The 18,189-nt window shown below is 70.2% G+C and carries 17 protein-coding genes; 9 read left to right on the top strand and 8 right to left on the bottom strand.

The window, feature by feature from the left end; genetic code table 11:
* Positions 1 to 104 precede the first annotated feature (104 nt).
* From recA to rny, 3 genes are all read left to right on the top strand, one after another.
* Complete coding sequence (gene recA, locus ACIBHY_RS32695) at positions 105 to 1,217, top strand: recombinase RecA (protein WP_379611420.1); 1,113 nt, start codon at positions 105 to 107, stop codon at positions 1,215 to 1,217.
* Between the two features lie 11 nt (positions 1,218 to 1,228).
* On the top strand, positions 1,229 to 2,206 hold the full coding sequence (gene recX, locus ACIBHY_RS32690; protein ID WP_397308717.1) for a recombination regulator RecX: 978 nt from the start codon (positions 1,229 to 1,231) through the stop codon (positions 2,204 to 2,206).
* A gap of 385 nt (positions 2,207 to 2,591) precedes the next feature.
* Complete coding sequence (gene rny, locus ACIBHY_RS32685; protein WP_397248483.1) at positions 2,592 to 4,208, top strand: ribonuclease Y; 1,617 nt, start codon at positions 2,592 to 2,594, stop codon at positions 4,206 to 4,208.
* A 480-nt stretch (positions 4,209 to 4,688) separates the two neighbouring features.
* Here the strand turns inward: rny and ACIBHY_RS32680 are convergent, their stop codons facing one another.
* Positions 4,689 to 5,276 carry a TetR/AcrR family transcriptional regulator gene (locus ACIBHY_RS32680; RefSeq protein WP_397248485.1) on the bottom strand — a complete coding sequence of 196 codons (588 nt, stop codon included), beginning with the start codon at positions 5,274 to 5,276 and terminating at the stop codon, positions 4,689 to 4,691.
* Positions 5,277 to 5,364: 88 nt separating this feature from the next.
* Between ACIBHY_RS32680 and ACIBHY_RS32675 the strand changes: the two genes are divergently transcribed.
* Positions 5,365 to 6,393: a saccharopine dehydrogenase NADP-binding domain-containing protein gene (locus ACIBHY_RS32675; protein ID WP_397248487.1), complete on the top strand. Its 1,029-nt coding sequence runs from the start codon at positions 5,365 to 5,367 to the stop codon at positions 6,391 to 6,393.
* A 352-nt stretch (positions 6,394 to 6,745) separates the two neighbouring features.
* Complete coding sequence (locus tag ACIBHY_RS32670) at positions 6,746 to 7,576, top strand: NAD(P)H-binding protein (RefSeq protein WP_397308716.1); 831 nt, start codon at positions 6,746 to 6,748, stop codon at positions 7,574 to 7,576.
* Here the strand turns inward: ACIBHY_RS32670 and ACIBHY_RS32665 are convergent.
* The 5 genes from ACIBHY_RS32665 to ACIBHY_RS32645 all read right to left on the bottom strand — a co-directional run bounded on the left by ACIBHY_RS32665 (position 7,573) and on the right by ACIBHY_RS32645 (position 12,660).
* On the bottom strand, positions 7,573 to 9,396 hold the full coding sequence (locus ACIBHY_RS32665) for a prolyl oligopeptidase family serine peptidase (protein ID WP_397248491.1): 1,824 nt from the start codon (positions 9,394 to 9,396) through the stop codon (positions 7,573 to 7,575). The genes ACIBHY_RS32670 and ACIBHY_RS32665 overlap by 4 nt on opposite strands.
* 65 nt (positions 9,397 to 9,461) lie before the next feature.
* Positions 9,462 to 10,331 (bottom strand): amino acid ABC transporter permease, encoded by an 870-nt coding sequence (locus ACIBHY_RS32660; protein WP_397248493.1) that lies wholly within the window; start codon positions 10,329 to 10,331, stop codon positions 9,462 to 9,464.
* Complete coding sequence (locus ACIBHY_RS32655; RefSeq protein ID WP_397248495.1) at positions 10,328 to 10,996, bottom strand: amino acid ABC transporter permease; 669 nt, start codon at positions 10,994 to 10,996, stop codon at positions 10,328 to 10,330. Before ACIBHY_RS32655 ends, ACIBHY_RS32660 begins: the two co-directional genes overlap by 4 nt.
* Positions 10,997 to 11,058: 62 nt before the next feature.
* Positions 11,059 to 11,922, bottom strand: coding sequence for a glutamate ABC transporter substrate-binding protein (locus ACIBHY_RS32650; protein ID WP_397248497.1), 864 nt, complete (start codon positions 11,920 to 11,922; stop codon positions 11,059 to 11,061).
* Between the two features lie 18 nt (positions 11,923 to 11,940).
* Positions 11,941 to 12,660: an amino acid ABC transporter ATP-binding protein gene (locus ACIBHY_RS32645; RefSeq protein ID WP_376773517.1), complete on the bottom strand. Its 720-nt coding sequence runs from the start codon at positions 12,658 to 12,660 to the stop codon at positions 11,941 to 11,943.
* A 173-nt stretch (positions 12,661 to 12,833) separates the two neighbouring features.
* On the opposite strand from ACIBHY_RS32645, the gene miaB reads away from it, so the two are divergent.
* Positions 12,834 to 14,321, top strand: a complete 1,488-nt coding sequence (miaB, locus tag ACIBHY_RS32640; RefSeq protein WP_397308715.1) for a tRNA (N6-isopentenyl adenosine(37)-C2)-methylthiotransferase MiaB — start codon at positions 12,834 to 12,836, stop codon at positions 14,319 to 14,321.
* 207 nt (positions 14,322 to 14,528) lie between these two features.
* On the opposite strand, the gene ACIBHY_RS32635 is transcribed toward miaB, so the two are convergent.
* Positions 14,529 to 15,047 (bottom strand): hypothetical protein, encoded by a 519-nt coding sequence (locus ACIBHY_RS32635; protein ID WP_397308714.1) that lies wholly within the window; start codon positions 15,045 to 15,047, stop codon positions 14,529 to 14,531.
* Positions 15,048 to 15,232: 185 nt separating this feature from the next.
* Here ACIBHY_RS32635 and ACIBHY_RS32630 point away from each other — a divergent pair, with 185 nt between their 5' ends.
* The 3 genes from ACIBHY_RS32630 to ACIBHY_RS32620 all read left to right on the top strand — a co-directional run bounded on the left by ACIBHY_RS32630 (position 15,233) and on the right by ACIBHY_RS32620 (position 17,296).
* Positions 15,233 to 15,757 carry a hypothetical protein gene (locus ACIBHY_RS32630; RefSeq protein ID WP_397308713.1) on the top strand — a complete coding sequence of 175 codons (525 nt, stop codon included), beginning with the start codon at positions 15,233 to 15,235 and terminating at the stop codon, positions 15,755 to 15,757.
* A 99-nt stretch (positions 15,758 to 15,856) separates the two neighbouring features.
* Positions 15,857 to 16,591 carry an isocitrate lyase/phosphoenolpyruvate mutase family protein gene (locus ACIBHY_RS32625; RefSeq protein ID WP_397308712.1) on the top strand — a complete coding sequence of 245 codons (735 nt, stop codon included), beginning with the start codon at positions 15,857 to 15,859 and terminating at the stop codon, positions 16,589 to 16,591.
* 36 nt (positions 16,592 to 16,627) lie between these two features.
* On the top strand, positions 16,628 to 17,296 hold the full coding sequence (locus ACIBHY_RS32620) for a hypothetical protein (protein ID WP_397308711.1): 669 nt from the start codon (positions 16,628 to 16,630) through the stop codon (positions 17,294 to 17,296).
* Here ACIBHY_RS32620 and ACIBHY_RS32615 read toward each other — a convergent pair.
* A complete protein-coding gene (locus tag ACIBHY_RS32615) occupies positions 17,293 to 18,189 on the bottom strand; it encodes a ribonuclease Z (RefSeq protein WP_397248509.1) in 897 nt (298 codons plus the stop codon). The genes ACIBHY_RS32620 and ACIBHY_RS32615 overlap by 4 nt on opposite strands.

The following is an 18,189-nucleotide window of genomic DNA, read 5'->3' as shown; positions in this document are numbered from 1 at the left end:
TGAAACACGCCGGACCGCGACTTCGTGGCGACGGCGGGAAATTGTCGGTGGCAGCCCGTAGCTTTCACTCGACCGACCGACCACGACCCTTCAGGGGAGTTCCCATGGCTATCAACGACCGCGAGAAGGCCCTTGAGACTGCCCTCGCGCAAATCGAGCGGCAGTTCGGCAAGGGCTCCGTCATGCGCCTCGGTGACGACGCCCGCGCGCCGATCGAGGTGATCCCGACGGGGTCGATCGCGCTCGACGTGGCCCTCGGCATCGGCGGGCTCCCCCGAGGCAGGATCGTCGAGGTCTACGGGCCGGAGTCCTCGGGTAAGACGACGGTCGCCCTGCACGCCGTGGCCAACGCCCAGCGCGCGGGCGGCATCGCCGCCTTCATCGACGCCGAGCACGCCCTCGACCCCGAGTACGCCAAGAAGCTCGGCGTCGACACCGACGCGCTCCTGGTCTCCCAGCCCGACACCGGCGAGCAGGCGCTTGAGATCGCCGACATGCTGATCAGGTCGGGCGCCGTCGACATCATCGTCATCGACTCGGTCGCCGCCCTGGTGCCCAAGGCGGAGATCGAGGGCGAGATGGGCGACAGCCACGTGGGCCTGCAGGCCCGCCTGATGTCCCAGGCGCTGCGCAAGGTCGCCGGCGCCCTCAGCAACACCGGCACCACCGCCATCTTCATCAACCAGCTGCGCGAGAAGATCGGCGTCATGTTCGGCTCGCCCGAGACCACGACCGGCGGCAAGGCGCTGAAGTTCTACGCCTCTGTCCGCCTCGACATCCGCCGCATCGAGACCCTGAAGGACGGCACGGAGGCGGTCGGCAACCGTACCCGGGTCAAGGTCGTGAAGAACAAGATGGCCCCGCCGTTCCGCGTGGCCGACTTCGACATCCTGTACGGCGTGGGCGTCTCCCGCGAGGGCGGCCTGATCGACATGGGTGTGGAGAACGGCTTCGTCCGCAAGTCCGGCGCCTGGTACACCTACGAGGGCGAGCAGCTTGGCCAGGGCAAGGAAAACGCGCGCAACTTCCTGAAGAACCACCCCGACATGGCCAACGAGCTCGAGAAGAAGATCAAGGACAAGCTGGGTGTCGGCCCGCGCCTGGACGCCCCGGCCGAGGCCGCCGCTCCGCCGGCCGCCGCCGCGCCGGCCACGGCGCCCGCCGCCCCCACGGGCCGCGCCAAGGCCGCGGCCGCGCCGAAGCCCGGTGACGTCTGATCGGTCGGCACGTGAGCGACGACGACCCGGCACGGGCGCCTCACCCCAACGACTGGGGCGCCTGGCCGGACGGTCCCGCACGGGGCCGCGGCAAGGGCTCCGCCCGTCGCGGCAAGCCCGCGGACGGCTGGCCGGCCTCGCTGGACGAGGTACGCGCCACCCGGCAGCCTCCGGCCCCGCCCGCCGGGCCGGAGCCCGGGGCCTTCGACGAACCCCTCGGTGGTCCGGCTCCCTGGACCAGCTGGGGAGCTGCCGACGCACCGGCCGGGCCCGAGGCGGGCACGGCGGGGGAAGACCGGGGGCTCTTCGCCGAGCCCGCGGGGGAGCCTGATCGAGGGGGGAAGCGGGGATCGCGGCGTGGCGGCCGGACGGGGCGGGGGGCCAAGGGCTCCAGAGGCTCCGGACGTGGTGGCCGGCGACGGTCCGAGGACGGTTCGGGCGGCGGGTGGCTGCCGGACGGACCGGACGAGGGCAGTGGAGCGGCCGCCGGGCCACCGGCCAATCCCGAGGCGGTGGCGCGGGCCGTCTGCCTGCGGATGCTCACGCTGGCGCCGAAGACCAGGGCACAGCTGGCCGAGGCGTTGCGCAAGCGGGAGATACCGAAGGAGGCGGCCGATGCCGTGCTCGACCGGTTCACCGAGCTCGGGCTGATCAACGACGAGGCGTTCGCGGAGGCCTGGGTCGACTCCCGGCACCATGGCCGCGGCTTGGCCCGGCGTGCTCTGGCCGCGGAACTTCGCCATCGTGGCGTCGACAACGACACGGTCAAGGACGCGGTAGAACGCCTTGACTCCGACCAGGAGGCGGAGACCGCCCGCCGGCTGGTGGATCGCAAGCTGTCCTCCACCCGGGGGCTCGACCCTCAGGTCCGTACGCGGCGGCTCGCGGGGATGCTGGCGCGCAAGGGGTACTCGGGCGGGCTGGCGTTCCGGGTGATCCGGGAGGCGTTGGAGCAGGAGGGCGTGGAGATCGAGGATGACTTCTCCTAGCGGCTGCCGGCACCCGAAGGCTGCCGGGTTGGGACATTGGGGGTCTTTGGGGTGTTGGGCTGGATAACTGTCTGAATTGGTATGTAGTGGTCGGTAAGACACGCTTGATGATGCGTTTGCTTGCTCGTGACTTGTTCGACGCATAACCTCGACGGCAGTGAGGAGTTACTCCGCGCAGCGCGGATTGCCATACCGGTGAACGACGTACGAGCGAGCTCGATTGACCGAGACAGGCGAGGTGTTGGCCGCATGGGCCGACGCCCGGTCGGTCTTGGCTTGATATCGGTCCATACGCCGATCGGGCTGTCCGTGCCGCGCACGTGACCCCTCCCGTTTTTCAGTCCGCGTTTTGAAAGTCTTGTGACGCGAGGAGGGCGGGGAGCGCATGGATCCGCTGGTCGTGGTGTTGCTGGTGGCTGTGCTCCTGTTGGTGTTCGTGACGATGGCGACACTGGTGATAGTGCTGCGGCGCACGTCCGGGCACGTTCCAGGCACGGCGAAGCCGTCCCCCGAGCAGGAGGCCGCCGTCCACGAGGAACTGGAGCGGGCACACCTGGAGGCCGGGGAGATCCGCGCGAAGGCGGAGACCGACGCCGAGGACATTCTGCGCAGGTCGGAGCAGGCGGCGGCGAGCGCGACGCAGATGCGGCGAGAGGTCGAAGAGGAGAGCCGGATCCTGAAGACCGAGCTCAAAGAGCTGCGCACCGACCTCGAACGCCGGGAAGGCCGGCTGGCCGAGCGCGAGCAGCGGCTCGACGAGGAGGCGCGGCGCCAGAGCGAACGCGACCGCAAGCTGGCCGAAACCGAGACGGAGCTGGCCGGGCGGCGCGAGGAACTGCTGCAGGTCGAGGACGAGCGCCGGGCCATTCTGGAGCGGGTGTCCGGGCTGAGCGCGGATCAGGCCAAGTCCGAGCTGGTCAAGGAGATCGAGAACCAGGCCAAGCGCGAGGCGGCGCTGATCATCCGCGACATCGAGGGCACCGCCCGCAAGGAGGGCGAGAAGCGGGCTACCAAGATCGTGACGCTGGCCGTCCAGCGGGTGGCAGCCGAGCAGACGGCCGAGTCGGTCGTCAGCGTGCTGCACCTGCCGGGCGATGAGATGAAGGGCCGCATCATCGGCCGCGAGGGGCGCAACATCCGCGCGTTCGAATCCACGACCGGTGTGAACCTCATCATCGACGACACCCCGGAAGCGGTGCTGCTGTCGTGTTTTGACCCGGTACGTCGGGAAACGGCGAGGCTCACCCTCGAAAAGCTCGTGCTCGACGGGCGTATCCACCCGCAACGCATCGAAGAGGCGCACGACCGCAGCCGCCAGGAGGTCGCCGACCTGTGCGCGCGGGCCGGTGAAGACGCCCTGGTAGAGCTGGGTATCACGGACATGCACCCCGAACTCACCCTGCTGCTCGGCCAGCTCCGCTACCGCACCTCCTACGGACAGAACGTCCTGAAGCACCTCATCGAGTCCGCGCACATCGCCGGCATCATGGCCGCCGAGCTCAAGATGGACCAGGCGCTCATGAAGCGCTGCGCTCTGCTGCACGACATCGGCAAAGCCCTGACACACGAGGTGGAAGGCTCCCACGCGCTGATCGGCGCGGAGATCGCCCGGCGCTACGGCGAGGACGAGGACGTGGTGCACGCCATCGAGGCCCACCACAACGAGGTCGAGGTCCGGACCGTCGAGGCCGTACTGACGCAGGCCGCCGACGCCATCTCCGGCAGCCGCCCGGGCGCGCGCCGCGAGTCGCTGGAGGCCTACGTCAAGCGGCTGGAGCGGCTGGAGGAGATCGCCCAGTCGTACGACGGCGTGGACAAGGTGTTCGCGATGCAGGCCGGGCGCGAGATCCGCGTGATGGTGAAGCCGGACGCGATCGACGACATCCAGGCCCAGGTGATCGCCCGCGACGTGGCCAAACAGGTCGAAGAAGAACTCACCTACCCGGGCCAGATCCGCATCACCGTCGTCCGCGAATCCCGCGCCACCGAGTTCGCTCGCTGACGGCGCCCTCCGCGAAGCCTCCACGCCCCTCAGAAGCAGGGCAAGTCCTTTCGTCTGTTACGGCAAGCCACCGCCACCCCCACCCGCCGACGTGCGCCGGGGCACGTCGGTGGGATCGCTTCTCACGTCGGACGTGGCACCCGCCGCAACGGCCCTTCGTCAACCCCTTCCCACGGCCCCGATCACCCGGATCCCGCATGCCACACAGCTAGAGGGTGGGCGTCCAAGGGGGCTATGAGACGGGGTGGAGAGGCGTGGCCCCGCGGAGGGCCGTGAGGCGCAGGACTGAGGCGGGGCCGGGCGGGGGTTCGAGGGCTGATGCGTCCAGGGGCTGAGGCTCACAGGCGGCGGGCCCGTGGAGAGCGGCGGTGCGGCATGGCCGAGCTGGCGGGGTCTTGAGGCGTGCTCGGGCTGGCGGGGGCAGTGAGGCGTGCCGGGGTGGAGAGGGGGCCGGGGTTCCTTGGGGAGCAGGGGTTGGGGTTAGGGCTCGTGGAGGGCTGTTAGGAGGTGGTTCGCTTGGGTGGTTATGGGGGGTAGGGCGGCGGCGGGGTTGGGGGAGCGGGCCAGGAGCATGCCGGCTTCGCACAGAGCGCCGAACATCAATTGGCCTCTGATCGCCAACGCGTCGGCGGGGAGCGTGCCGTCGGTTGCCCGCATGGCGTTCAGCAGGACGCGCAGGGTGTGGGCGTGCTGGATCTCGCGTACCTCTTCCCAGCCCAGCACCGATGGCGCGTCCAGCAGGACGATGCGGCGGAAGCCCGGGTCGAGGCAGTGCTCCAGGAAGGTGCGGCAGCCTTGCCGCAAGGCCGTCCACGGGTCGGGGGACGCGGCGCCCACCTCTTCCAGGCGGGTGGCGATCTCCTCCTGTTCGCGGGTGAAGGCGGCGCGGAACAGGCCGAGTTTTCCGTTGAAGTGGTGGTAGGCGGCGCCCTTGGTGACTCCGGCCGTGGCGGCCACGGCGTCGATGGAGGTGGCGGCGTAGCCGTACTCGCCGAACAGCTTTCGCGCCGCGCTGATCAGCTGCGACGTGGTCGTGTCCGAGCGCTCCGCCTGCGTGCGGCGCGTCATCTTCGTGCTCCCCATTGACTTGCATACTCGCGGTACGTAACTTCGAAGGCAAGTTACCTACCGTCAGTATGAAACACGGAGGCGAGTCGTGAACATCGCCGTCTACGGAGCCACCGGCCACACCGGCCGCCTGGCCGCCGCCGAATTACGTGCCCGGGGCGCGGAGGTCATCCTGGCCGGGCGCGACGAGGGCAAGCTCAAAGCCATGGCCGACGAACTCGGCGGGGCCCGGGTCCGTCAGGCCGCGCTGGACGACCCGGCGGCCCTGCGGGAGCTGGCCGCCGAGGCCGACGTACTGATCCATTGCGCGGGGCCGTTCACCCACACCGGACGGCCGGTCGCGCAGGCCGCCGCCGACGGCGGCTGCCACTACGTCGACCACGCGCTTGAGCAGCACCACACGGCCTGGATGTACGCGGAGATGGACGCCCGCGCCCAGAGTTCGGGCATCACCATGGTCACCGCGATGAGCTTCTACGGCGGGCTGGGCGACCTGCTCGCGGGCGCCGTGGCGGCCGGGATGAGCGAGGTCGACCGGGTCACCGTCGCCTACGCGGTGAGCGACTGGATGCTGACGACCGGCGCGAAGGGGACGGCCGAGCTGCTGTTCGCCGACACGCGGCGCATCACCTACACCGACGGCGCCTTCCACGTCGGCGACGTCGAACCGCGCAACGCCGTCTACCCCTTCCCGCCGCCGCTGGGGCCGCGCAGCATGATCGCACCCCTTCCGTCGTCGGACGTCGTCACCATCCCCCGCCACGTGTCCGCCCGCCGGGTGGAGGCGCAACTGACGGCCGACACGTTCAGCGACGAACGCGCGTTCACCAACGAACACGTCGACGCCGCCACCCGCGCCGGATCCCGCTTCACCGTCGCCGTCCAGGTGGTGACGGCCGACGGCAACCGGGCCGGTCAGGCAAGCGGGCGTGACCTGTGGAAGGAGAGCGCGGTGGCCTCGGTGGAGGCCGCCCTCCGCCTGGCCGACGGCCGCGGCCCCGACCGTCCGGGCGTCTACGGCCCCGCTCAGGCGTTCGCCGCCACGCCGTTCTTGCGCGATCTGGAACGGCTCGGCCTCTTCACCCTGACCCTGCCCGAACCCCACACCCCCTCCTGACCACCTCGGGACACGGGCAGAGGGGAGCGCCGAGCGGGAGAAACGCCGCACGAAGAGGGCCGCGTGGGCGCTTTCCTGACCACCCCCGGACACGGGCAGAGGGGGAGCGCTGAACGGGGAAACTCCGCACGGGGCGGCACCCGCAGGGCGCGGCGTCACGGAGGGTCGAGGCAGACATGGCGTGGGGCACGCTGTGCGGGGCCGTCGAGCGGGCGGGTGCCCGGCACGGGGTGGCGCCGTGTGGGGAGCGGTGCCACGCCGGACGCGACGGCTGACGAGCGGGTGGAGGCAGCGCGTGGACGACACCGCGCGGGCATCGGATGAGCTGGGTTACTGAGAGAAGGGCGTCACGATGATTCTTGTCACCGGAGCCGCAGGTGGTTCCCAGGGTGGTACCGGGCGCTTGGTCGCCGAACTGCTGCTCGAACGTGGTCACCACGTGAGGGCGTTCGTGCGCCAGGACGACCATCGAGCCGAAGAGCTGAGGAAGCTCGGCGCCGAGGTGGCCGTCGGTGACATCAGGGAGATCTCCCAGGTGGTCAAGGCGTTCCAGGGGGTCTCGCGGGTCTACTTCACCTACCCGGTCACCGCGGGCCTCATGGACGCCACCGCCTCGGTCGCCGCCGCGGCCAAGCAGGCCGGGGTGGAGCGGGTGGTGGAGGTGTCGCAGCTGGACGCCTCACCCGAGGCGTTCACCCCGCGCATGCGCCGCCACTGGCTGTCGGAGCAGGTCTTCGACTGGGCCGGCGTCGGTGCGGTGCATCTGCGGGCCGCGGTCTTCTTCGAAAACCTCAGGGTGGCGGCCGGCGAACGTGAGCTGGCCCTCCCGCTGGGCGCGCCGGACACGAAGATCCCGCTCATCGCCGCCGAGGACGTGGCCAGGGTCGCGGCGGGGTTCCTGGAGGAGGCGGGGCCGGTCGACCGGGTCGTACCGCTGACCGGGCAGATGGCGACGGCCGGGGAGGCGGCGGCGGCGCTCGGGCTGGAGTATGTGGACGTCGCGCCGGAGGTCTGGGAGGAGCGGGCGATGGAGCGGTACGGGGACCCGTACACGGTGGATCATCTGACCCATCTGTGGGGGATCTTCCGGTTCATCGGTTCGGGTGACCATCCGCTCTACCGCGTCACCGACGTGATCGAGCGGGTGGGCGGGCGGGCGCCGCTGGTGATCGGGCGGAGCTAGCTGAAGATCTGCTGGTAGAAGGCCAGTTCGGCGGCCAGGGCGGTGGTGCGGGTCTCGGCGCGGCGGAAGCCGTGGGATTCGCCCTCGAACGCCAGGTACGTGCACGCGATCCCCCTCTCCAACAGCGCGTCGGCGAACGCGCTCGACTGCTCCGGGGGCACGATCGGATCCTCCAGCCCCTGGAGCAGCAACATCGGGCAGGAAACCCCGGACACCAGGGCGAGCGGCTCGCGCTCGGCGTAGACGGACTCGTCGGCGCCGACCAGCCACTCCATGTAGCGCGACTCGAAGTCGTGGGTGTGCGCGATGAGCGGGGCCAGCGCGCTGACGCCGTAGTAGGAGACGCCGCCGGCGAACACGTCGGAACGGCAGCAGGCGGCCATGACCGTCCAGCCACCGGCGCTGCCGCCGCGCACCGCGATCTTGGCCGGGTCGGCGAGGCCCTCGGCGGCCAGCCATTCGGCGGCGGCGATCGTGTCCTCGACGTCGACGACGCCCCACTGGCCCTTGAGCCGGTCGCGGTAGGCCCTGCCGTACGCGCTGGAGCCGCCGTAGTTGACGTCGAGCACCCCGATGCCGCGCGAGGTGAAGAACGCCTTCTCCAGGTCGAGCTCCGACTGCGCGTGCCCGGTGGGGCCGCCGTGCACGAACACGACGTACGGCGTGCGGCCCTCCTGCCGCACCTCCGGGTTGGCGGGCGGGTAGAGGAAACCGTGCACGTGCCGTCCGAACCTGCCCTGGAACTCGACCGCGCGGGCCCTGGGCAGGTAGGCGATGTCGGGCAGTTCGTCGATGCCGCGCCGCAGCGCCTCCACCCGGCCGGTGACCGTGTCGATCCTGACCACCGATCTGGGGACGGCGCCGCCGTACCCGAGCCCGATGACGGAGGTGCCGTCGGCGGCGAGCTTGGGTTCCCACCCGTCGTAGGGGACGTCGAGGTCGGTGAGCTCGCCCGAGTCGGGGTCGAGCAGCGCCAGGCGCAGGTCCCCGCGGCCGTGCACGACCGCGAGCCGTCCGTCGCCGAGCGGCAGGTACGGCCGGCCGCCCAGCACCCACAGCGGCCACGCGAACTCCTCCTCGGCGGGGAAGAGCGCCTGTGAGGAGGTGCCGTACATGGTGATCTGGTAGAGGTTCCACCAGCCTGACCAGTCGGAGATCAGGTAGAGGGTCTGGTCGTCCTTCCACTGCGGGGACAGGACGGACTCGGACGAGCCGCCCTTGACCGTCCAGGACGAGCCGTCCTCCAGGCGGAGCACGCGCAGTTCGGTGCCGTTCCAGGGCATGCGCGGGTGGTTCCAGCAGATGTAGGCCAGGTGACGGCCGTCGGGGGAGAGGGCGGGGGCGGCGTAGAAGTCGGCGCCGGTCACCCATTCGCGCGGCTCGCCGCCCTCTAAGGGGACCGAGACGATGGCGCGCACGACCTTGCCGTCGCCGGTGTGGCGCTCGCGTACGCACCAGACCTGGTCGTCGCGGACGAGCAGGTCGGCGTAGCGGGCGCCGTCGTCGGGGGTGAGCGGCCGTGGCTCGCCGTCGAGAAGGTAGAGGCGCTGGTCGGACTGGTGGGTGAAGACGATCCGGTCGTCGGCGGTGACGGCGTAGGGGCGGCCGCCGTACTCGTGGACGCGGGTGCGGGCGTTCCAGGGGGCGGGCAGCAACTCACTCCGCGCGCCGTCGGCGGCCCTGTGCATGATCGTCGTACGGCCGCCCTCGTCGGGGCGGTCCTCTGTCCACCACACCTGGCCGGACTGGGCACTGGGCCAGCCCAGCCGCAGTGCCGCACGCGCGACGTCGGTGGTGGAGATGGGGGAAGGCCACGGCATAGCCGCATCCTGCCGGAAAACGGCCGCTCGTGAGGGGTGGTCGCGTGGAACCACCCCTCACGAACTCAGCCGATGTTGCCCATGTCGTTGGTCAGGGCCACCGGCTTGGCCGCGGTCTTACGGCTGCGGCGGCTGCGCTTCTCCAGCCAGTTGGCGAACCAGCTGAGCAGCATGTTGAGCCCGATGTAGAAGACGCCGATGAAGATGGCAGCGACCAGCTTCGTGCCGAAATGCACGGAAGGCAGGATCTTGAAGCCCATGTTCAGCAGGTCGATGTAGGTGATGATGTAGCCGAGCGCGGTGTCCTTGAGCAGGACCACGAGCTGGCTCACCACCGCGGGCATCATCGCGGTGAGCGCCTGCGGGAGCAGGATCAGCCGCATCACGCCGCTTTTGCGCATCCCGATCGCGAAGGCGGCCTCCGACTGGCCCTTCGGCACGGCGAGCACGCCGGCCCGCACCACTTCGGCCAGCACCGACCCGTTGTACAGGGTCAGGCCGATCACCAGCGCCAGCAGGCCGTAGTCGCCGCCGCCCATGAGGTCGGGCGCCAGGAACCAGATGAAGAAGATCAGCAGCAGCAGCGGGATGGCGCGGAAGACCTCCACCACCCAGCCCGCCGGGATCCTGATCCACTTGTGGTCGGAGAGCCTGGCCAGGCCGAAGACGGAACCGAAGATCAGCGCGAAGATCGAGGCCAGCACCGCCGCCGTCAGCGTGCCCTGCACGCCGGGGATCAGGTACTGGTTCCAGGTCTCCCATTCGAAGAAGGGCGCCCAGATGTTGCCGGCGAACTGACCCTTGTCGTTCAGCTTGACCACCACGAACGCGGCGATGCCGAGCAGGACGACCACGGTGATCATCGTGTAGATGTTGTTGCGCAGGCGCGCCTTGGGGCCGGGGGCGTCGTAGAGGACGGTTGCCTGCTTAGTCATCGCGCCACCGCCAGTCGCTTGGCCAGCCAGCCGGTGAACCAGCCGATCGGGAGAGTGACCGCCATGAAGGCGATGACGAGCCCGATGAAGATCGGGATGGAGACGCCCGTGGTGTCGAAGGTGTCGTACATCACGAAGGCCGCGTCCGCCAGCAGGCCGCCCGCCTGGGCCACCGTGGTGTTCTTGATCAGGGCGATGACGACGCTGCCCAGCGGCGCGATGACCGCGCGGAAGGCCTGCGGGAGGATGATCAGCCGCAACGTCTGCATGAAGGTCAGCCCGACCGCCCGCGCCGCCTCCGCCTGGCCCATGGGCACGGTGTTGATGCCCGAGCGCAGCGCCTCGCAGACGAACGTCGAGGCGTAGATGGACATGGCCATCACGACCAGCCAGAACGCGTTGTCGTACGGCTCGTCCGAGAACGTGAGGCCGAGCGTGTCGCTGAGACCCAGTGCGCTGAACGCCAGCAGCAGGGTCAGCGGCGTGTTCCTGACGACGTTGACGACGGTCGTGCCCGCGGCCCGGAGAACCGGGATGGGGGAGACCCGCATCGCCACCAGGATCGTGCCCAGGACCAGCGCGAGGACCGTGCAGATCGCCGACAGTTGAAGGTTGACCAGGAAGCCCTTGAGAAGGTCCGGCCCGTATTCAATGAGTTCGTCCATTGTGCTCCACCGCATATAGCAGCGGCGGCCGGATCACCGGCCGCCGCGACATGGGCGTGTCCTTACGCGCAACCCTCGGCGGGCGGCGCGGCGGTGGGCGCCGTCAGGCCCTTGGCGTCGCCGAACCACGTGGTCCAGATCTTCTGGGCCTCGCCCTTCTGGTACAGCGAGGTGACGGCCTTGTTGACCGCCTCGCAGGTCTTGGTGTCGCCCTTCTTCAGGCCGATGCCGTACTTCTCGTCGGTGAACGGGTCACCGAGGATCTTGAAGTTGCCGCCGGCCTGCTTGGCGAAGCCCGCCAGGATCAGGTCGTCGGTGGTGACCGCGTCGAGGTTCGAGCCGCTCAGCTTCTGCACGCACTCCGAGTAGTTGCTCGCGCCGACCAGCTTGGCCGGAAGGCCCAGCTTGCCGTCCGGCGGCGGGTCGGTGATGCGCTTGTAGGAGTTGGAGCCCGCGGCCTGGCAGATCCGCTTGTCCTTGAGGTCCATCGCCTTGGCGATGGCCGCGTCGTCCGCGCGGACCATGGTGTCCTGGTGGGCGACGATGTACGGCCCGGCGAAGGAGACCTTGCCCTTGCGCTCCTCGGTGATGGAGTACGTGGCGAAGATGATGTCGACGGTGCCGTTCTGGAGCAGCGCCTCGCGGTTCTTGGAAGGCGCCTCCTTCCAGGTGATCTTGACATCCTTGCCGGCGGCCAGTTCCTTGATGACGGCCTTGGCCATGTCGACGTCGTAGCCGACGGGCTCGTTGCCGGTCTTCAGGCCCAGGCTGGGCTGGTCCCACTTCGTGCCCACGATGATCTCGCCGGCACCGGTCACCTTGTCGACCACGGTCGAGTAGCTGCCGCCCCCGCCGCCGCCACAGGCCGCCAGTCCGACCGCGAGTGCGGCCACGGCGCCCGCGGCGCCGATTCGACGCTTGTACATGAGTCTCTACCTCAATCTTCAGTGCGTGAGGATCTTCGACAGGAAGTCCCGCGCCCGGTCGGTCTGGGCGTTGGTGAAGAACTCGTCAGGGGTGTTCTCTTCGACGATCTGCCCGTCGGCCATGAACACGACCCGGTTGGCCGCCCTGCGTGCGAACCCCATCTCGTGCGTGACGACCATCATGGTCATCCCGTCGCGCGCGAGCCCGATCATGACGTCGAGAACCTCCTGGACCATCTCCGGGTCCAGGGCCGAGGTGGGCTCGTCGAAAAGGATCATCTTCGGATCCATCGCGAGCGCTCTGGCAATCGCGACGCGCTGCTGCTGCCCACCCGAGAGCTGCGCGGGGTACTTGTCCGCCTGCGTGGCGATGCCCACCCGCTCCAACAGCTCCATGGCCCGCTTGTCGGCCTGATCCTTCGCCGTGCCGCGCACCTTGGTGGGGCCCAGGGTGACGTTCTCGCGGATCGTCTTGTGGGCGAACAGGTTGAACGACTGGAACACCATCCCGACCTCGGACCGGAGCTTGGCCAGCGCCTTGCCCTCGTCCGGAAGCACCTGCCCGTCAAAGACGATCTTCCCGGCGTCGATGGTCTCAAGCCGGTTGATGGTACGGCAGAGCGTCGACTTCCCTCCGCCCGAAGGGCCGATCACGACCAGGACCTCGCCACGGGAGACGGTCAGGTTGATGTCCCTCAGGACGTGCAGCGCCCCGAAGTGCTTGTTGACGTTCTCCATTTGTACTAGTGGAGACGCGTGCCCGTTCTCCGTCATGGATGCAACCTAAAGGGCGTAAGGACGCTGGTCACTAACCAGGCGGTACCGATCCGATCACATCACGCCACCAAGCTGGAGTTTTAGCCAGTGAGGGGGACGGCGCAAGCCGTACAACGACTACCCTTGAACGTGCGATGACTGTTACCCAGGAGAGCGCCCGCACCTACGAAGTGCGCACATACGGGTGCCAGATGAACGTGCACGACTCCGAGCGGCTGTCGGGCCTGCTGGAAGACGCGGGCTACGTGGCCGCGACCGACGGCCGGACCGCCGACGTGGTCGTCTTCAACACCTGCGCCGTCAGGGAGAATGCCGACAACCGCCTCTACGGCAACCTCGGCCACCTGCGCCCTGCCAAGGTCAAGAACCCGGACATGCAGATCGCCGTCGGCGGCTGCCTGGCGCAGAAGGACCAGGGCGAGATCGTCCGCAAGGCGCCGTGGGTGGACGTCGTGTTCGGCACCCACAACATCGGATCACTGCCGGTGCTGCTGGAGCGGGCGCGGATCGCCGGAGAGGCACAGGTCGAGCTCAAGGAGTCGCTGGAGGTCTTCCCGTCGACGCTGCCGACCAAGCGCGAGTCGGCCTACGCGGCGTGGGTGTCGGTCTCGGTCGGCTGCAACAACACCTGCACGTTCTGCATCGTGCCGTCGCTGCGCGGCAAGGAGAAGGACCGCCGGCCCGGCGACGTGCTGGCCGAGGTCCAGACCCTGGTCGACCAGGGCGTCCTCGAGGTCACCCTGCTGGGCCAGAACGTCAACACCTACGGCGTGGAGTTCGGCGACCGGCTCGCCTTCGGCAAGCTGCTGCGCGCCTGCGGCTCCGTCGAGGGGCTGGAGCGGGTCCGTTTCACCTCGCCGCACCCGGCCGCGTTCACCGACGACGTGATCGCCGCCATGGCCGAGACGCCCAACGTGATGCACCAGCTGCACATGCCGTTGCAGTCGGGTTCCGACCGGGTGCTGAAGGCGATGCGCCGTTCTTATCGGGCCGAGCGCTACCTCGGCATCATCTCCCGGGTCCGCGACGCCATGCCCGACGCCGCGATCTCCACCGACATCATCGTCGGCTTCCCCGGCGAGACCGAAGAGGACTTCCAGGCCACGCTCGACGTGGTGCGCGAGTCGCGCTTCGCCAACGCCTTCACCTTCCAGTACTCGATCCGGCCCGGCACGCCCGCCGCCACCATGCCCGGCCAACTGCCCAAGGAAGTGGTGCAGGAGCGGTACGAGCGGTTGGTGGCCCTGCAGGAGGAGATCTCCTGGGCGGAGAACAAGAAGCAGGTCGGACGGACGCTGGAGGTGCTGGTCGCGGAGGGCGAGGGCCGCAAGGACGCGGCCACGCTGCGGCTGAGCGGACGCGCGGGCGACAACCGGCTCGTGCACTTCGCGGTGGGCGACGGGGAGGCGCCGCGCCCCGGGGACATGGTGACGGTCGAGGTCACGTACGCGGCGCCGCACCACCTGGTGGCCGACGGCGCCGTGCGGTCGCTCCGCCGGACCCGCGCGGGCGACGCGTGGCAGGCCCGCCAGGGCGTCACCGCGCCCAAGGGCGTCTCCCTCGGCATGCCCACCATCGGCCGCCCCGCGCCGCTTCCCGCGTCCTCCTGCTCAGCCCTCTAGATCCTCTTCTCTGTCTGTTTCGCCGTGGGTCGGTTCTGGGGTCTGTGCGTCCGCCCCTTTGCCGTTACGGCAAGCCGCCGCCCCCCGCCGCCCGCCGACCCTGGCGGGCGGCCCGGTCCGGCGGCCGGCAGCCGGACGTGGTCCCCACCGCGACAACGCACGCAGACCCCCTGCTCCGGCCCCGGTGCCCTGACCGTAGGCGTCGGGTCAGCCGGGGTTGCCGAGGAGGCGGTCGCAGTAGTCCCGGCGGATGTCCTGGAAGGTGGCGCACGGGTTGTGGCCCGGGTTCGGCGCCGGGTCGGGGGCCTGCTGGGCCGGTTGGGCGGGGGCGCCGCCGCCGGCCGGTGCGGTGCTCTGGGCTGGGGGGTCGCCGACCACCGGGGCGCCGCTCCGCGCCGGAGGGCCGGTTTGGCGGGTGCCGTCCTGGCGGGAGTCGTCCTGAGGGGGAGGGCCCGTGGCCAGAGGGGTGTGGTCGTGCAGGGGAGTGCTGGGCAGGGCCGGGGGGAAGCCGTCCGCCGGAGCAGGGCCGAGGCTGGGTGAAGGGGGAGGCGGGGCCGTCCTGCCCGGGGCGGGGATCAGCTGGATCCAGGCGGCGTCGCCGGTGAGGGCGGGGGTCGAGGGCGGTGGGGAAAGAGGCGTTACCCGATAGTGGAGTTCGGGTGATCTTTCGGAAGGCCCGAATGCCAGCAGAATGCCGAATCCGGCCACGGCCAAGACGATCACCACGGATGTGGCGGACGCCAGCCGGCCCCGCCCACCTGGGCGAATGGCTCCAAAACGTGACAAGTCGTGATTCCTCGGTGATTGTTGCGGCGACTGTTGTGCGAGCATTCCACTGCTGCGGCTAGTGTGGTCCATCACCCGCGGAAGCCGGCGAGCTTTCCCGATACGACCGCAGGGAGCTGTCCCCCATGCATCACCCGACCGAGCCGGACAAGCCTGAGATCCTCAACGGACCGGGCGAGGAGCCTCGGCGCGCACGCCGTACCCCCTCCAAGAAGAACAAGACGGTCATCATCGTCGCGTCGGCCCTGGTGGTCGCGCTCGCGGCGGGTGGCGCCGGTTTCTTCCTGGCCAACGGCGACCCATCCCCGGCCGGGGGCACCCAGCCGCAGACCGTCCAGCAGACGCGGCAGCAGCCGGATCCGCGACTGGCGGAGGACGAGGACGCCTCGGTGGGCGATGTCACCACCGACGCTCCGCAGGAAGGCGACACCGCCGACGAGAACCTTCCCCAGGACGCCGTCCCCCAGAACCCCAACCCGCAGGTCCCGGCCAAGCCGAACACCGCGGACCCCGCGACGCCCAAGCCCGGAACCGGCAAGCCCGGCACGGACAAGCCGGGGTCGGCGGGCAACAACACCACCGCCCCGGACAACCCGGCGGACGGCCCGGCCGGCGAACTGACCGGCCAATGCGCCGCATCCGGCTGCTGACCCCTGACCATCCCGCTGTGCCGTGCGCTGGAGTGGTCGGGCGGTTCTGGGGGTGAATGGACCTTCTGGGGTGACCTGGTGCGGTCGTAGGTTCCGGGTATGACGAGTCAGAAGGCCGCCGCCCTGCGAGCTCTGCACGTGCCCGGTGATCCCCTGGTCCTGCCGAACGTCTGGGACGCCGCGTCGGCGCGGGCCGTTCAGGAGGCGGGGTTCTCCGTCGTGGCGACGGGGAGCGCGGCGATCGCGCGCGTGCTCGGCTACGACGACGGCGAGGCGACGCCGGTGGCCGAGATGCTGGCCGCCGTGGGGCGGATCGCGCGGGTCGTGGAGGCGCCGGTGACCGCCGACGTCGAGCGCGGCTACGGGCTCAAGCCGGCCGAGCTGGTGGAGCGCCTGCTGGCGACGGGCGCCGTGGGCTGCAACCTGGAGGATTCCGACCCCGGCACCGGCCAGATGGTCGATCCGGGGGAGCAGGCGGACTTCCTGGCCGAGGTGCGGGCCGCCGCCGGTGGAGAGCTGGTGATCAACGCTCGCGTCGACACCTTCCTGGGCGGCGCCAGGACGCGGGAGGACGCGGCGGCCAGAGCCCGCCGGTACCTGGAGGCGGGCGCCGACTGCGTCTACCCGATCCTCGCCCCGGACCCCGCCGATCTGGCCGCGGCGATCGACGGTCCGGTGAACGTGATCTACCACAAGGGCTCACCGTCCCTGGCCGAGCTGGCCGCGATGGGGGTGGCCAGGGTGAGCTTCGGGCACGGGTTGCACGCCGCGGCGCATGCCCATGCCGTTCACCTGTTCGGCCGCGTCCGCGAAGGGCACAACCCCTATCTGTAGGTGAACCGCCGTCACGCGTTCGCATAACCTGGCGGCGTGCTTGTCGCCGCGGCAGTCTGCCCGCATCCTCCGCTGATCGTGCCCGAGCTCGCCGGTGCCGCCGCCCCCGAGCTCGACGGTCTGCGCGCCGCCTGCGCGGAGGCCGTGGCCGCCCTGCGTGCCGCCGCGCCCGACCTGCTGTTCGTCGTCGGCGGTGACGACACCACACGCGAGTACGGCCCGCGCTCGGCGGGTTCGCTGGCCCCCTGGGGCGTGGATGTCAGGACCGGCGAGGGCGATCCGGTGCTGCCGTTGTCGCTGACGATCGGCCGATGGCTGCTGGGCGGCGACCCGGACGGGTTCCTGGCGGTGGCAGCGGACGCGAGTCCCGCCCGCTGCCTGGAGCTGGGGGAGCGCCTCGCCTCCGGGTCGCGTGTCGCCCTGCTGGTCATGGCCGACGGGTCGGCCAAGCTGACCGGCAAGTCCCCCGGCTACCTGGACCCCGCGGCGGAGCCGTACCAGAGAAGGCTGGTCAAGGCGCTCGCCGAGGCGGACCTCGCGGCGATCGCGGAGCTCGACCCCGGCGAGGCGGCGGAGCTGTGGGCCGGCGGGCGGGCGCCCCTGCAGGTGCTGGCCGGAGCGGCGGCGGGGGTGGAGTTGCGGCCGGAGCTGGTTCTGGAGTGCGCGCCTTACGGGGTGGGCTACGCCGTGGCGGTCTGGAGCTAGGGGCGCTTCGGGACCTGGACGGTCATGAGGTCGCGGGCCACGATCACGTCGCCGTCGAAGACCGCTCGCGCCTCCTCCAGGAAGACGGGCTCGGCGTCGAGGCCGTAGCGCTCGGAGAAGTGGGTCAGAACCAGGCGGCGCGCGCCCGACTCCTTGGCCACGAGCGCGGCCTCCTGCGCGGTCAGATGGCCGTACTCCTTGGCCAGGGCGGCCTCCGCCGACAGGAACGTCGACTCGATGACCAGCAGGTCCACGCCGTCGGCCAGGGCGAAGACGTTCTCGCACAGGCGGGTGTCCATGATGAACGCGGCCGACTGGCCGGGGCGCGGCGCGCTGCACATCTCCAGCGTGACACCGCCGAGCACGCCTTCCTCCTGCAGGACGCGCACGTCGGGGCCGGTGACGCCGTGCCTTCTGAGGCGGTCGGGGAGCATGCGGCGGCCGTCGGGTTCCTGGAGGCGGTAGCCGTACGACTCGACGGGGTGGGACAGGCGGCGCGCGGTCAGTGGCGGCAGGGTGGCGGTGTCGCCGGAGACGGGGTGTTCGGTGATGGCTTCGGTGTCGGTGAAGACCGCGGCGTGGCGCAGGCGGTTCCAGTACTGCTCGCCGCTGGCCGGGTAGACCGCTTTGACCTCGTGTTTCACGCGGTCGCGTGCGATGCGCTGGACGATGCCGGGCACGCCGAGGCAGTGGTCGCCGTGGAAGTGCGTGACGCAGATCCAGTGCAGCTGGCTGGAGCTGAGCCCGGCGTGCAGGAGCTGGCGCTGGCTGCCCTCGCCGGGATCGAACAGGTAGCCCTGGCCATCCCACCGCAAAACATAGCCATTGTGATTACGGTGTCGGGTAGGGACCGCGCTTGAGGTGCCCAGCACGACCAGTTCACGAGAGGACAC

The organism is Nonomuraea sp. NPDC050547, assembly GCF_044457345.1.
Taxonomy (GTDB): domain Bacteria; phylum Actinomycetota; class Actinomycetes; order Streptosporangiales; family Streptosporangiaceae; genus Nonomuraea.
Note: the sequence above shows the minus strand (reverse complement) of the source record. Positions and strands in the feature narration are given on the sequence as shown.

Excerpts from the sequence above, each read along its gene's own strand:
- ACIBHY_RS32630 (WP_397308713.1), top strand. The coding sequence starts at position 15,233 with ATGCATCACCCGACCGAGCCGGACAAGCCTGAGATCCTCAACGGACCG.
- ACIBHY_RS32645 (WP_376773517.1), bottom strand. The coding sequence starts at position 12,660 with ATGGAGAACGTCAACAAGCACTTCGGGGCGCTGCACGTCCTGAGGGAC.
- ACIBHY_RS32660 (WP_397248493.1), bottom strand. The coding sequence starts at position 10,331 with ATGACTAAGCAGGCAACCGTCCTCTACGACGCCCCCGGCCCCAAGGCG.
- ACIBHY_RS32665 (WP_397248491.1), bottom strand. The coding sequence starts at position 9,396 with ATGCCGTGGCCTTCCCCCATCTCCACCACCGACGTCGCGCGTGCGGCA.
- rny (WP_397248483.1), top strand. The coding sequence starts at position 2,592 with ATGGATCCGCTGGTCGTGGTGTTGCTGGTGGCTGTGCTCCTGTTGGTG.
- ACIBHY_RS32655 (WP_397248495.1), bottom strand. The coding sequence starts at position 10,996 with ATGGACGAACTCATTGAATACGGGCCGGACCTTCTCAAGGGCTTCCTG.
- miaB (WP_397308715.1), top strand. The coding sequence starts at position 12,834 with ATGACTGTTACCCAGGAGAGCGCCCGCACCTACGAAGTGCGCACATAC.
- ACIBHY_RS32680 (WP_397248485.1), bottom strand. The coding sequence starts at position 5,276 with ATGACGCGCCGCACGCAGGCGGAGCGCTCGGACACGACCACGTCGCAG.
- ACIBHY_RS32670 (WP_397308716.1), top strand. The coding sequence starts at position 6,746 with ATGATTCTTGTCACCGGAGCCGCAGGTGGTTCCCAGGGTGGTACCGGG.
- ACIBHY_RS32625 (WP_397308712.1), top strand. The coding sequence starts at position 15,857 with ATGACGAGTCAGAAGGCCGCCGCCCTGCGAGCTCTGCACGTGCCCGGT.
- recA (WP_379611420.1), top strand. The coding sequence starts at position 105 with ATGGCTATCAACGACCGCGAGAAGGCCCTTGAGACTGCCCTCGCGCAA.
- ACIBHY_RS32650 (WP_397248497.1), bottom strand. The coding sequence starts at position 11,922 with ATGTACAAGCGTCGAATCGGCGCCGCGGGCGCCGTGGCCGCACTCGCG.